The organism is Kitasatospora sp. NPDC007106 (genome assembly GCF_040634455.1).
Lineage (GTDB): Bacteria > Actinomycetota > Actinomycetes > Streptomycetales > Streptomycetaceae > Kitasatospora > Kitasatospora arboriphila.
Window position 1 is genome coordinate 24,023 of record NZ_JBEYFP010000019.1, and the last position, 13,270, is coordinate 37,292.

A 13,270-nucleotide genomic window follows, 5' to 3' on the forward strand; every position below is an offset into this window, starting at 1 on the left:
GAACGTTGTTGCTCCGTACCGGACCATGCCCCGGCCGCGACCTGCCGGGACGGGGGGACGCAGGCGGTGCACCGGGCCGGTGCACCGGACACAGAGAGGGAGGTGCGGCGTGTCGACGCTGCTCGCCGACACGGGCAACCCCGACCTGGGCCTGCTCCGCGCGATCAACGGGCTGGCCGTCTCGGCCCCGCGATGGCTGGACTCCGCGGTCTCGTGGATCGGCGAGTACGGCATCCTGCTCGGCCTGGCCGCGGTCTGCCTGACGGCCTGGCTGCAGGCCCGCCGCCGGCCGGACGCCCCGGTGGCGGTGGCCGGCCTGCTGTGGGCGCCGCTGGCGGTGGCGATCTCCGAGCTGGCGAACCTGCCGATCTCGGCGATCGTGGACCGGCCGCGCCCCTTCGTGGACCATCCCGAGCTGGAGGTCCTGGTGGAGGGCAAGGAGGGCACCCTCTCCTTCGTCAGCGACCACTCGGCGATGTCGATGGGCATCGCCGTCGCCCTGCTGCTGGTGAACCGCCGGCTGGGCCTGGTCGCGGGCGCGCTGGCCCTGCTGCAGGGCTTCTGCCGGATGTACATGGGCGTGCACTACCCGACGGACGTGATCGGCGGTTTCGCCCTGGCCACCGCCGTGGTGCTGCTGCTGGCGCCGCTGGCGATGGCGGTGCTGGTGCCGTTCTGCCACGCGCTCACCAGGACGGCGGCCGCGCCGCTGGTGGTCGCCCGCAGGCCGGCCCGCGGGGGTGCCGGGGACGGCCGCAGCCGTCGGCGGCGCGAGCCCGCCGCGGTCGAGCAGCCGGCGCCGGAGTCCGACCTGGCGGCCTGAGCCCCGCTCCGACGCTCCGCCGGGCGGTCAGGCGGTGCCGTCGCGCCGGTGCTCGTCGGCGTCCCGTCGGGCGCGGTCGCGGGAGCGCCGCCCCGGGGCGAACCAGCCGCAGCTGCAGCTGGCGAAGCAGAACGATCCGCGTTCCTGGAGAGCCACCAGGTGGGCGGTGGGCGGGACCGGCACGGACTCCGCCGGGACGTCGCTGGACACGTGCTTCACCGTAACGCGCCGACCGGGGGCGCGCGGACGATTCCGTACGCCGGGACGACCGTAACCCTTGCGGGTCGGGCTCGTTGGGCCCTGGAGAGCTCTGCCCATCCGGGGTGGCTGCTTGCCGGGCATCGGTGCCCGAGGGGGTTGTGTCGATCGTGAAGAAGCTGAAGCCCGTCCGCACCGCCGCGGCGGCGGCGCTGCTGGCAGCCGTCCTGTCCGCCTGCTCGGGCGGGGGCGCCGAGCCGCAGGGCGGCTCGGCGGACGTGCTCTCCGCCGACCCCCTGACCGCGGTGCGCTCCGCGGCCGACATCACCGGCCGGACGGGCTCGGCCCGCACCACCACCGAGCTGGTCACCGAGTCGGCGGAGAAGAAGGCCGTGTTCAACGGCACCGGCGGCTACGACTACGTGAAGCGGATCGGCACGCTGGAGATCGACGTGCCGCCCGGCGCGGCCACCACCGGCACGATCAAGGAGATCGTCCTGCCGGGCACGGTCTACCTGCAGAACAGCGGTGCCAAGGTCCCGGCCGGCAAGTGGGTCCGGCTGGACGTCCGCCAGCTCCCCGACGGCAACCTGGTCAGCAGCGGGGCCACGGACCCGGCCAGCGCCGCCGGCGCGCTGCGCGGCGCGGAGTCGGCCGCGCTGGTCGGCACCGAGACGGTCGACGGCACCGAGCTCAAGCACTACAAGGGCACCCTGGACCTCGCCAAGGCGGCCGAGGCCACCGGCGGCCGGGGCGCGGACGGCCTGCGGATGGCCGCGCAGACCTTCACGGCGAAGCAGGTGCCGTACGAGGTGTGGCTGGACGCCCAGGGGCGGGTGCACAAGGTGGTGGAGACCTTCGCCTTCGCCGGGGTGGCGGGCTCCAAGGAGGCGAAGGACCAGGTGAAGGTGGTCTCGACCACCTCGCTGGCCGATTTCGGCACCCCCGTCCGGGCGTCCGAGCCGTCCTCCGCCGACATCTACTCGCCGAAGGCCTCGGCACCTGCGAAGTGACGGCTCCGGGGGCCTGCAGCCAGGTTCCGGCCGCCGACCCTAGTGCCTGTGGCCGCAGAGATGACCCGTCCGTGCCATACGGCGGGGCGCCGCTCCTCCTTACCCTGGAGGACGGGGTACCGCCGTCCTGGCCGGGAGGCGGCGCTGGAGGGGTGGTGCAGGTGGCATCCTCGGACGGCCGCGCGGGCGGCCACGACAAGACCGCGCTCGACGAGATCGAGCTGGCCGGCGAGCTCATGATCGCCGCATCGACCAGTTCCGACGAGAAACTGGCCACCGAGCAGATCGACCGGGTGCTGCTCGACCGGGTGCCGGCGGCGCCGCGGCAGGACGGCGCCGAACGGTCGCCCGCCGGCTGACGGCGGTGCCGGGGCCGCGCCGCGCGGGTCGGGGCGACGGCCGTCGTTCCCGCCGCCCGTGCCCGCGCTGACCGGTGTTCAGCGGGTGACCCGCGCTCAGGTGCGCAGCAGCCGGGAGATGGCGGCGGTGGCTTCGGCGACCTTGCCGTCGAGTTCGGCGCCGCCCTGCTCGGCGGCGGCGGCCACGCAGTGCCGCAGGTGCTCCTCCAGCAGCGAGAGGGCGAAGGACTGCAGCGCCTTGGTGCCGGCGGAGACCTGGGTGAGGATGTCGATGCAGTAGACGTCCTCGTCGACCATCCGCTGCAGGCCGCGGATCTGGCCCTCGATCCGGCGCAGCCGCTTGAGGTGCTCGTTCTTCTGGGCGCTGTAGCCGTGCGGACCGCCGTGCGGGTGCGCCGCACCGGCCTCGGCGGTGACGTCGTCGCCGCCGGCCGCGGTGTCGGGGGTGCCGGCCGCGGCCCCGGGGGTGCTGGTGTCCTCGGTGCGCGTCTGAATCGTGGTCATCCGGCCCGCCTCTGTCTCCCTGGTCGCCGTCCCTGGACCTCCAGTGTCCAACACGGGAGGCTCCCTGCATGTTCCGCCGTCCGGGCCGGGAACGGATCTCCTCGTGCACGGCGGGAGCAATCCGGCCGGGGTTCCGCCAGACTGGGGAACCGCGCCAACACCCCGTTTGCACGCCCGGGACGACGAACGCCTAGAGTCGTTCAGTCCCTACCCCGCACATCGGAGATTTCCGTGCGTTTTAGCCTGACCCCGAAGGAGACGAGCTTCTACGACATGTTCGCCGCCGCGGCGGAGAACCTCGTCGTCGGGTCGAAGCTCCTGCTGGAACTGCTGGGATCAGACGTGTCGGCCCGCGCGGAGATCGTCGAGCGCATGCGCGCCGCCGAGCACGCCGGCGACGACACCACCCATGCGATCTTCCACCAGCTGAACTCCTCCTTCATCACGCCCTTCGACCGTGAGGACATCTACAGCCTCGCCGGTTCGCTGGACGACATCATGGACTTCATGGAGGAGGCGGTCGACCTGGTCGTCCTCTACGACATCGAGTCCCTGCCGAAGGGTGTCGAGCAGCAGATCGAGGTGCTGGCGCGGGCCGCCGAGCTGACCGCGGAGGCGATGCCGAACCTGCGGTCGATGCAGAACCTCACCGAGTACTGGATCGAGGTCAACCGGCTGGAGAACCAGGCGGACCAGATCCACCGCAAGCTGCTGGCCCACCTGTTCTCCGGCCAGTACGACGCGATCGAGGTGCTGAAGCTGAAGCAGGTCGTCGACGTCCTGGAGGAGGCCGCCGACGCCTTCGAGCACGTGGCGAACACGGTGGAGACCATCGCGGTCAAGGAGTCCTGACCTCCGTGGACACGGCAGCACTCATCGTCGTCATCGGCGTGGCCTTCTTCTTCACCTACACCAACGGCTTCCACGACTCGGCGAACGCGATCGCCACCTCGGTCTCCACCCGGGCGCTGACCCCGCGGGCGGCGCTGGCGATGGCCGCGGTCATGAACCTGGCCGGCGCCTTCCTCGGTTCGGGGGTGGCGCACACCGTCTCCAGCGGCATCATCGAGACGCCCACGGGCAGCCAGGGCATGGCGATCCTCTTCGCCGCACTGGTCGGCGCGATCACCTGGAACCTGGTCACCTGGTACTTCGGCCTCCCCTCGTCCTCCTCGCACGCCCTGTTCGGCGGCCTGGTGGGTGCGGCGCTGGCCGGCGGCACCGCGGTGATCTGGAGCGGCGTCGTCGACAAGATCATCATCCCGATGGTGGTCTCGCCGGTGGTCGGCCTCGTCGGCGGCTTCCTGGTCATGCTGGGCATCCTGTGGATCTTCCGCCGGGCCAACCCGCACCGCGCCAAGCGCAACTTCCGGGTCGCGCAGACCGCCTCGGCCGCCGCCATGGCCCTGGCCCACGGCCTGCAGGACGCCCAGAAGACCATGGGCATCGTGGTGATGGCGCTCACCATCTCGGGCCACCAGGCCACCGGCGACATCCCGATCTGGGTGAAGGTGTCCTGCGCGACCATGCTGTCGCTGGGCACCTACGCGGGCGGCTGGCGGATCATGCGGACCCTCGGCCGCAAGATCATCGAGCTGGACCCGCCGCAGGGCTTCGCCTCCGAGGCCACGGCGTCGACCGTCATGTACATCACGTCGTTCGTCTACGCGGCGCCGATCTCCACCACCCACGTGATCACCTCGGCGATCATGGGTGTGGGTGCCACCAAGCGGATCCGCGCGGTCCGCTGGGGCGTCGCCAAGAACATCGTGCTCGGCTGGTTCATCACCATGCCGGCGGCCGCCCTGGTGGCCGCCGCGATGTACGGCGTCGTGGACCTGCTCTTCCTCTGATCCCCGACGAGCCCGCCCGGAAGGGTGCAGGGCCCGCCCCCACATCACGGGGGCGGGCCCTGCGTACTTCGCGGCGGCACCGCCATGCAGCACCGCGAAGTAGTCGGTGGGGCTCCGGGGAGCCCGGCCCGGTCAGCCGAAGCGGCCGGAGATGTAGTCCTCGGTCGCCTGCACGGACGGGTTGGAGAAGATCCGCTGGGTGTCGTCCAGCTCGATCAGCTTGCCCGGCTGGCCGACGCCGGCCAGGTTGAAGAAGGCGGTGCGGTCGGAGACGCGGGCCGCCTGCTGCATGTTGTGGGTCACGATGACGATCGTGTACTGGGACTTCAGCTCGCCGATCAGGTCCTCGATGGCGAGGGTGGAGATCGGGTCGAGGGCGGAGCAGGGCTCGTCCATCAGCAGGACCTGGGGCTCGACCGCGATGGCGCGGGCGATGCACAGGCGCTGCTGCTGGCCGCCGGAGAGGCCGGCGCCGGGCTTGTTCAGCCGGTCCTTGACCTCGTTCCAGAGGTTGGCGCCCTTGAGGGACTTCTCCACCACGCCGTCCAGCACGGACTTCCTCCGCACGCCGGCGAGCTTGAGGCCGGCCACCACGTTGTCGTAGATCGACATGGTGGGGAAGGGGTTCGGCCGCTGGAACACCATGCCGACCGAGCGGCGCACGGCGACCGGGTCGACGTTGGAGGCGTACAGGTTCTCGTCGTCCAGCATCACCTTGCCCTCGACGCGGGCACCGGGGATGACCTCGTGCATGCGGTTGAGGGTGCGCAGGAAGGTGGACTTGCCGCAGCCGGACGGGCCGATGAAGGCCGTCACGGAGCGGGGCTCGATGGTCATCGAGATGTCCTCGATGGCGCGGGTGGCTCCGTAGTAGGCGGACAGTCCGCTGACGTCGATGCGCTTGGCCATGGTCTTTCTCTTCTCTCGTCTCGTACGTCAGTCGGGTCAGCGTCCGCCCTTGGGCGAGCGCCAGCGTGCGATGCCCCGCGCGACGAGGTTGAGCCCCATCACGAAGAAGATCAGCACCAGCGCGGCGCCCCAGGCGCGGGCGTAGCCGAAGTCGTTGTTGACCATCGAGTACTGCTGCCAGATGTAGAGCGGCAGCGACTGCTGCGGTCCGTTGAAGGGGTCGCCGTTGATGGCGTCGGCGCCGAAGACCAGCATCATGACCGGCGCGGTCTCGCCGGTGATGCGGGCGACGGCCAGCATCACACCGGTGGTGATGCCGCCGATCGCGGTCGGCAGCACGATGCGCAGGATGGTCTTCCACTTCGGCACGCCCAGGGCGTACGAGGCCTCGCGCAGCTCGTTCGGGACGAGCTTGAGCATCTCCTCGGTGGAGCGGACGACGACCGGCATCATCAGGATGGCCAGCGCGAGGCTGCCGGAGAAGCCCGAGTACTCGAACCCGAGCAGGATGTTCCAGAGCGAGAGGATGAACAGACCGGCGACGATCGACGGCACGCCCGTCATGACGTCGACGAAGAAGGTGACCCACTTGGCGAGCCGGCCGCGGCCGTACTCCACCAGGTAGACCGCGGTCAGCAGACCGATCGGGGCGGCGATCAGGGTCGCCAGCAGGACCTGCTCCAGGGTGCCGATCAGCGCGTGGTAGATGCCGCCGCCGGGGCCGGAGGAGATCACGTTCTTCATGGAGTGGGTCAGGAAGTTGCCGTCCAGCACTTCCAGGCCCTGCTGCACGGTGTAGAAGGTCAGCGCGACCAGCGGGACGACGGCCAGGATGAAGGCGACCCAGACCACCGCGGTGGCGAGCCGGTCCTTGGCCTGGCGGCGGCCCTCAACGCGGGCGGAGAGCGCGTAGCTCAGCACCACGAAGAGCGCGGCGGCGATCATGCCCCACTGCAGGTGGCTGGCGAGTCCGGCGCCGGCGCCGACGGCGCAGCCGAGGCCGATCGAGAGGAGCGCGACGCCGGCCGGCGCCCACTTGGGGAGCCGTGCGGTGGTCAGGTTGCGGCGCAGCTGCGGAGCCGGGTCCGCAATGGTGGTCGCGGTGCTCATGCGTTGGCCCCCGAGTACTCCTTGCGGCGCGCGATGATCAGTCGGGCGGCGCCGTTCACCAGCAGGGTGATCACGAAGAGGACCAGGCCGGAGGCCATGAGGGCGTCACGGCCGAACGGCTGGGCCTCGTTGAACTTGAGCGCGATGTTCTGCGCGAAGGTGCCGCCGCCGGGGTCGAGGACATGCAGCGAGAGGATGCTGTTGGCGGAGAGCACGATGGCGACGGCGATGGTCTCGCCGAGCGCGCGGCCGAGGCCGAGCATCGAGGCGGAGATGATGCCGGGGCGGCCGAAGGGCAGCACCGCGGTGCGGATCATCTCCCAGCGGGTGGCGCCGAGGGCGAGGGCCGCCTCCTCGTGCATCCGCGGGACCTGCCGGAAGACCTCGCGGCTGACCGCGGTGATGATCGGCAGGACCATGATCGCCAACAGGATGCCGACGGTGAAGAGGTTGCGCGGGGTGACGCCGGCCTGGGTCTGGTCGAAGACGTACGTCCAGCCGAGGTACTGGTCCATCCACGCGGTCAGGCCGTCCATGTGCGGGACCAGGAACAGCACGCCCCACAGGCCGTAGACGATGCTGGGCACCGCGGCGAGCAGGTCGACCAGGTAGGCGAAGGGCTGTGCGATGCGGCGGGGGGCGTAGTGCGAGATGAACAGCGCGATGCCGACGGCGACCGGCACCGCGATCACCATGGCGATCAGCGCGCTGACGATGGTGCCGAAGGTGAGGACGGCGATGCCGAAGACCGGCTTGGGCGCGTCCGGGTTCCACTCGAAGGTGGTGAGGAAGTTGCCCTCGTCCTTGGACAGCGCGATGCCCGAGCGGTAGGCGAGGAAGCCTGCGATCGCGGCCATGATGACCAGCAGCAGGATGCCCGACCCCCGGGAGAGGTTGAAGAAGATGCTGTCGCCGAGCCGGCTGTCGCTCCGGCTCCGGCGGGCCCTGCCCCGTGCGGCGGCAGGGGGGGATGAAGTCATGATCGTCTACTCCGGTCTGACGGTGCTGCCCCCGTGGGGGACGGCACCTGGCGGCGGTGCCCCGGACGTGTGGTGCTCTTGGTGTGGTGCTTCCGGCGGGGCGGCCCGTCCCCCCTCTGAGGGCCGCCCCACCGGTGGTGCGGGGGTCAGGCCAGGGTCGGGATGACGGCCTGGACCTTGGAGGAGAGCTCCTTCGGCAGCGGGACGTAGCCCTTGGCGCCGATGGCCTGCTGGCCGGCGTCGCTGACGGTGTAGGTCAGGAAGGACTTCAGCGTGTCGAGGCTCTCGGCCTTGTTGCCCTTGTCGCAGACGATCTCGTAGGTGACCAGGACGATCGGGTAGGCGCCCTCGTCCTTGGTCGCGTAGTCGAGGCTCAGGGCCAGGTCGCTGCCGGTGCCGGCGATCTTCGCCTTGGCGAAGGTGGTGGCGGCGTTCACGGCGGTCGCGTCGACCGGCTTGGAGGCGCCGGTGTTGATGGCGGCGCTCTTCAGGCTGTTGGTCTGGGCGTAGGAGAGCTCGACGTAGCTGATCGAGTTCTTGACCTGCTTGACCTGCGCGGAGACGCCGGCCGAGCCGTTGGCGGACTGGCCGCCCTTGCCCGCCCAGGTCTTGCTGGCCGGGTAGGTCCAGGCGCCGCCGGAGGCCTTGGCCAGGTAGCCGGTCAGGTTGGCGGTGGTGCCCGAGTCGTCCGAGCGGTGGATGGCCTGGATCGGCGCGTCCGGCAGGGCGACGCCCGGGTTCAGCGCGGCGATCGCCGGGTCGTTCCACTTGGTGATCTGCGAGTCGAAAATCTTGGCGACGGTCGGGCCGTCGAGGACGAGCTTGTCGACGTTCTCGACGTTGAAGACGATCGAGATCAGGCCGCCGACCATCGGCAGGTTGACGCCCTGGCCGCCGGTGCAGACCTGCTTCGAAGCGTCGACCTCGGCGGGCTTGAGGGCCGAGTCGGAGCCGGCGAAGGCGACCTTGCCCTGGTTGAACTGCTGGACGCCGGCGCCGGAGCCGCCGCCGCCGTAGGTGATGGTCGAGCCGGAGCAGGCGGAGCCGAAGGCGGCCTTCCAGACGTCGATCGCGTTGGTCTGGGCGGTCGAACCCGCACCCAGCAGCTGGCCGCCCTTGCCGCAGGCGATCTGGGCGGCGGGGGCCGCACCGGAGGCCGCGGCGCTGCTGCCCGAGCTGCTGGTCGAGTTGTCGTCCGTACCGCAGGCCGCGAGCGACAGCGTGCCGACGAGCGCCATGGCACCGATGGCGAGGGCCTTGGAGCCGTTCCGCTGGAGCTTCACTGGGTGTCCCTTTCTGAGGCAAACCCGGCGCCCTGACGAGCTCGTCGATGGCTCGATCAGCGCGGGTTTCGCTGTGGTCCGGGGCCCGTTCGGCCCTCCGGTGGTCCCGAAGGTAGGCCGGGCAGGTGACGCGTCAGGCGGTCGCAAATGAACGGATGGTGAACCTCGAACGGCTGGCGGGAAACCGAGGTCGGTAGTAACGGTTGCGTCACGGTGAGGGCGCGGTGAGATCACCCGGGACGGCCCCGCCGGGGCACTGCTGACCTGCGGCGGAACACGGCCGCGGGGTGTGCCGGGCGGCGCCCGTTCAGGCCCGTGCGCCGCCCAGCAGGACGAGCAGCGCGTCCACCAGGGCACGGTCCCGGACGTGCGTGAGACGGGCCTTCGCCTTCTTCGGGGGAAGCCATTCCAGCCGGTCGACCTCGCGCCCGGGGGTGAACGCGCCACTGGTCGGCACCGCCGCCCAGTAGCGCACCTCCTTGGGCCGGCCGTCGACCAGGTAGTGCTGCGCGGGCAGCTCCTGGCCCAGGACGCAGTGCATCCCGGTCTCCTCGCGCAGCTCGCGCAGCGCCGCCGCCTGCCAGCCCTCGCCGGGTTCGAGCTTGCCCTTGGGCAGGCTCCAGTCGTCGTACTTCGGCCGGTGGATCACGGCGATCCTCGGCTTCTTCAGGCCTCGGCCGTCCTTCTTCGGCCCGCCGGGCACCCAGAGCACCCCGCCGGCGGCCAGCACGGTCGGCCCGTAGCCGGGCACGGCGGCCCGCATGGCGGGCGCGCCGCCGCGCCGGGACCGCCCGGCGAGCCGGACGCGGAAGGGATTGGCAGCGCGGTGCTGCGCTGCGGTCAGACGGTCGCCCATTCGTGCCATCCGTGGTGCGGGAGCTTCGGCCACTGGTGGCCGAAGGCGTACCGCGCCGCCTCCACCTCCAGTCGCTGATCAGCATGCACCACACCGAGCACGTACGCGGTCGCCGGCGTGATCCGCGGCGTACGGGCCGCGGTGGAGGCGGTGGCGGCGGCGTCCGAGGCGTCCCGGTGGCGGTCGAGCACCGCGTCCAGCCGGTCCAGCTCGGCGGTCGGCACCCCGCACACCTCCAGCGCGTAGCGGGCCCGCTTCGCCAGCACCCGGACGCGGTGCCAGGGCTCGTCGTCCGCCGCCAGCAGCGCGTCGGCGTCGGAGGGGGAGGCGCTGCGGGCCGCGGGCAGCACCGCGAGCCGGTGCAGGCCGTCACCGCCGTACGGCTCCGCCGCGCGGGCCAGCGGCAGCCGCTCGGCCGCCGCGGCGAGTGCGCCGAGCGCCCCGGCGGCGTGCTGCACCAGTGCGCCGCCGCCCCGCCCGGCCACCTCGTCCAGCAGCGGCACCTCGCCGCTCAGCAGCGTCATCCGGTCGGCCAGCGCGTGCAGCCGCGCCGTCCGCAGTTCCTGCAGCAGCGCGGTGTGCGTCCTCGTCCGGGCGAGGGTGAGCTGCCGCTCCAGCAGCGCACGGGCCTTGGGCGCACCGGCGTGCCCGGCCAGCATGCCGGGCGACTCGGAGCCGGTGTCGCTCAGCGAGTCCAGCGCGGCGAGCAACCGGGACGACCGGCGCCGGTAGCCGGGCTCCCGACCGAGCAGGTCGAGCAGCCAGGCCAGCTCCGTCCGCAGCTCACCGGTCCAGCCGGGTTCGAAGGCGGCGCCGAAGGTGTGCAGGGCACCGCCGATCCGCCGGACGGCGCGCAGGAGGTCGTCCGCACCCGCCGCCGAGGCCGGGAGCGAGCCCGGTCTCGACCCGGCCTCGCCCACCGCCTGCGGCAGGGCGCGCAGGAACGCGCCGGCCTGGGTGGTGAGGTAGCCGGAGAGGACTTCCCCCGCGGACGCGCTCGGCGCCGCCGGGGCCGTCATCGGCGAATCGGTCATGACAAGGACTCCCCCGTGTGGTCGTCCCGGGCCGCCGCGGCCGCCGTCCCGGCCACCGCCGGAACCGGGGGCGCGGGCGACGGCCCGGGCAGTGGTCAGCGGCCCGCGGTCGCGTTCCGGTGGCGCTTGCGCGAGGCGATGAACAGGTCCTGGACGTGCTGCAGCGGCCTGCCCTCGGCGTCGGTCGAGTGCCGAGTCCAGCTCCCGTCGGCACCGAGGTGCCAGGACTCGGTCTCGTCGGAGACCCCGAGGTCGAGCAGCCCGGACAGCTCCGCCCGGTGCGCCGGGTCGGAGACCCGCACCAGCGCCTCGATCCGGCGGTCCAGGTTGCGGTGCATCATGTCCGCGCTGCCGAACCACACCTCGGGCTCGCCGCCGTTACCGAACACGAAGATCCGCGAGTGCTCCAGGAACCGGCCGAGCACGCTGCGCACCCGGACGTTCTCGCTCAGCCCGGCGACGCCGGGGCGGATCGCGCAGATGCCGCGCACCCACACCTCCACCGGCACGCCGGCCTGCGAGGCCCGGTACAGCGCGTCGATCACCGCCTCGTCGACGATCGAGTTGACCTTGATCTTCACGTACGCCGGACGGCCGGCCCGGTGGTGCGCGATCTCCCCGTGGATCCGCGAGACCAGGCCGTCCCGCAGCCCGCGCGGCGCGGTCAGCAGGCGCCGGTAGGACTCGCGGCGCGAGTACCCGGACAGCCGGTTGAAGAGGTCCGAGAGGTCCGCGCCGACCTGCGGGTCCGCGGTCAGCAGACCGAGGTCCTCGTAGAGCCGGGCGGTCTTCGGGTGGTAGTTGCCGGTGCCGACGTGCGCGTAGCGGCGGAGCGTCTCGCCCTCCTGCCGGACCACCAGGGACAGCTTGCAGTGCGTCTTCAGCCCGATCAGGCCGTACACCACGTGGCAGCCGGACTCCTCCAGCTTGCGGGCCCACTTGATGTTGGCCTGCTCGTCGAAGCGGGCCTTGATCTCCACCAGGACGAGGACCTGCTTGCCGGACTCGGCCGCGTCGATCAGCGCGTCGACGATCGGCGAGTCACCGGAGGTCCGGTACAGCGTCTGCTTGATCGCCAGCACGTGCGGGTCGGCCGCGGCCTGCTCCAGGAAGGCCTGCACCGAGGTGGAGAAGCTGTCGTACGGGTGGTGCAGCAGCACGTCCCGCTCGCGCATCGCGGCGAAGATGTCCGGCTGGGACGCCGACTCCACGTCGGTCAGCCCGCGCGCGGTGCCCGCGACGAACTTCGGGTACTTCAGCTCCGGCCGGTCCAGGTCGGAGATGCCGAACAGCCCGGTCAGGTCGAGCGGCCCGGGCAGCGGGAACACCTCGGATTCGCTGACGTTCAGCTCGCGCACCAGCAGGTCGAGGATGTACGGGTCGATCGACTCCTCGACCTCCAGGCGGACGGGCGGGCCGAAGCGCCGCCGCATGAGCTCCTTCTCCAGCGCCTTGAGGATGTTCTCGGCGTCGTCCTCCTCGACCTCCAGGTCCTCGTTGCGGGTCACCCGGAAGGCGTGGTGGGCGAGCACCTCCATGCCCGGGAAGAGCTCCTCTAGGTGCGCCCCCATCACGTCCTCCAGCGGGACGTACCGCTGCGGCGACGCCTCCAGGAAGCGGGACAGCGACTGCGGCACCTTCACCCGGGCGAAGTGCTTGTGCCCGGAGACCGGGTTCCGCACCACGACGGCCAGGTTCAGGCTGAGGCCGGATATGTACGGGAAGGGGTGCGCCGGGTCGACGGCCAGCGGCGTCAGCACCGGGAAGATCTGCTGGCGGAAGAGCGTGTGCAGCCGGGCCTGCTCCTTCTCCAGGAGCTCGGGCCAGCGGACCACCTCGATGCCCTCGGCGGCCAGGTCGGGCAGCACCTCGTGCTGGAAGGACGCCGCGTGGCGGGCCATCAGCTCGCGCGCGCGCCGCCAGATCAGGTCCAGCACCTCGCGCGGCTGCAGTCCGGAGGCGCTCCTGGTGGCCACGCCGGTGGCGATCCGGCGCTTGAGGCCGGCGACCCGGACCATGAAGAACTCGTCCAGGTTGCTGGCGAAGATCGCGAGGAACTTGGCCCGCTCCAGCAGCGGGATGTCCGGGTCCTCGGCGAGTTCCAGCACCCGCTCGTTGAACGCCAGCCAGCTCCGCTCGCGGTCGAGGAAGCGTCCCTCCGGGAGGGCACCGAACTCGGTCTCGACGTCGGCGAGCGCGGAGTGCACCCCGCCCGTGGAGCTGGCCGTCGCCGACCGGGGCGCGATCCGGGCGGCTGCCGGCTCGTCGTTCACCGGCACGCCGAGGCCGTTGGTGATCGCGCTCGGCAGCGCGGCCGGGACGGCCGGGGCGGGCTCCGCCGCGGCCGC

Annotated in this window: 14 protein-coding genes; 5 read left to right on the plus strand and 9 right to left on the minus strand. The window is 71.8% G+C overall.

Features of this window, described 5'->3' with window-relative positions; all coding sequences use genetic code 11:
- The first annotated feature begins 109 nt into the window (after positions 1 to 109).
- Positions 110 to 823: a phosphatase PAP2 family protein gene (locus ABZ641_RS04200; RefSeq protein ID WP_359979035.1), complete on the plus strand. Its 714-nt coding sequence runs from the start codon at positions 110 to 112 to the stop codon at positions 821 to 823.
- A gap of 27 nt (positions 824 to 850) precedes the next feature.
- Here ABZ641_RS04200 and ABZ641_RS04205 read toward each other — a convergent pair whose 3' ends face one another.
- The gene (locus ABZ641_RS04205) at positions 851 to 1,033 is read right to left on the minus strand and encodes a hypothetical protein (protein WP_359979048.1); all 183 of its coding nucleotides are present in this window, start codon (positions 1,031 to 1,033) and stop codon (positions 851 to 853) included.
- Between the two features lie 158 nt (positions 1,034 to 1,191).
- Between ABZ641_RS04205 and ABZ641_RS04210 the strand changes: the two genes are divergently transcribed.
- Together ABZ641_RS04210 and ABZ641_RS04215 are read left to right on the plus strand one after the other, a co-directional pair.
- Complete coding sequence (locus tag ABZ641_RS04210) at positions 1,192 to 2,034, plus strand: hypothetical protein (RefSeq protein WP_359979036.1); 843 nt, start codon at positions 1,192 to 1,194, stop codon at positions 2,032 to 2,034.
- Between the two features lie 161 nt (positions 2,035 to 2,195).
- Positions 2,196 to 2,393 (plus strand): hypothetical protein, encoded by a 198-nt coding sequence (locus tag ABZ641_RS04215; protein WP_359979038.1) that lies wholly within the window; start codon positions 2,196 to 2,198, stop codon positions 2,391 to 2,393.
- 96 nt (positions 2,394 to 2,489) lie between these two features.
- Here ABZ641_RS04215 and ABZ641_RS04220 read toward each other — a convergent pair whose 3' ends face one another.
- Entirely contained in the window at positions 2,490 to 2,897 is a 408-nt protein-coding gene (locus tag ABZ641_RS04220) for a metal-sensitive transcriptional regulator (RefSeq protein WP_344622601.1), read from the minus strand.
- Positions 2,898 to 3,128: 231 nt separating this feature from the next.
- Between ABZ641_RS04220 and ABZ641_RS04225 the strand changes: the two genes are divergently transcribed.
- Together ABZ641_RS04225 and ABZ641_RS04230 are read left to right on the plus strand one after the other, a co-directional pair.
- A complete protein-coding gene (locus tag ABZ641_RS04225; protein WP_030268712.1) occupies positions 3,129 to 3,749 on the plus strand; it encodes a DUF47 family protein in 621 nt (206 codons plus the stop codon).
- A 5-nt stretch (positions 3,750 to 3,754) separates the two neighbouring features.
- Positions 3,755 to 4,750, plus strand: a complete 996-nt coding sequence (locus tag ABZ641_RS04230) for an inorganic phosphate transporter (protein WP_344622602.1) — start codon at positions 3,755 to 3,757, stop codon at positions 4,748 to 4,750.
- Positions 4,751 to 4,882: 132 nt separating this feature from the next.
- Here the strand turns inward: ABZ641_RS04230 and pstB are convergent, their stop codons facing one another.
- From pstB to ABZ641_RS04265, 7 genes are all read right to left on the minus strand, one after another.
- Positions 4,883 to 5,659 (minus strand): phosphate ABC transporter ATP-binding protein PstB, encoded by a 777-nt coding sequence (gene pstB / locus ABZ641_RS04235; RefSeq protein ID WP_344622603.1) that lies wholly within the window; start codon positions 5,657 to 5,659, stop codon positions 4,883 to 4,885.
- A gap of 36 nt (positions 5,660 to 5,695) precedes the next feature.
- Positions 5,696 to 6,769 carry a phosphate ABC transporter permease PstA gene (gene pstA, locus ABZ641_RS04240; protein ID WP_344622604.1) on the minus strand — a complete coding sequence of 358 codons (1,074 nt, stop codon included), beginning with the start codon at positions 6,767 to 6,769 and terminating at the stop codon, positions 5,696 to 5,698.
- Positions 6,766 to 7,749: a phosphate ABC transporter permease subunit PstC gene (pstC, locus tag ABZ641_RS04245; protein WP_359979041.1), complete on the minus strand. Its 984-nt coding sequence runs from the start codon at positions 7,747 to 7,749 to the stop codon at positions 6,766 to 6,768. The genes pstA and pstC overlap by 4 nt, the downstream gene beginning before the upstream one ends.
- 146 nt (positions 7,750 to 7,895) lie before the next feature.
- Positions 7,896 to 9,032 carry a phosphate ABC transporter substrate-binding protein PstS gene (pstS, locus tag ABZ641_RS04250; protein WP_344622606.1) on the minus strand — a complete coding sequence of 379 codons (1,137 nt, stop codon included), beginning with the start codon at positions 9,030 to 9,032 and terminating at the stop codon, positions 7,896 to 7,898.
- A gap of 307 nt (positions 9,033 to 9,339) precedes the next feature.
- Entirely contained in the window at positions 9,340 to 9,795 is a 456-nt protein-coding gene (locus ABZ641_RS04255) for an NUDIX hydrolase (RefSeq protein ID WP_344622617.1), read from the minus strand.
- A 77-nt stretch (positions 9,796 to 9,872) separates the two neighbouring features.
- Positions 9,873 to 10,922, minus strand: coding sequence for a CHAD domain-containing protein (locus ABZ641_RS04260; protein ID WP_359979043.1), 1,050 nt, complete (start codon positions 10,920 to 10,922; stop codon positions 9,873 to 9,875).
- 95 nt (positions 10,923 to 11,017) lie between these two features.
- The gene (locus ABZ641_RS04265; protein ID WP_359979046.1) at positions 11,018 to 13,201 is read right to left on the minus strand and encodes an RNA degradosome polyphosphate kinase; all 2,184 of its coding nucleotides are present in this window, start codon (positions 13,199 to 13,201) and stop codon (positions 11,018 to 11,020) included.
- Positions 13,202 to 13,270 lie beyond the last annotated feature (69 nt).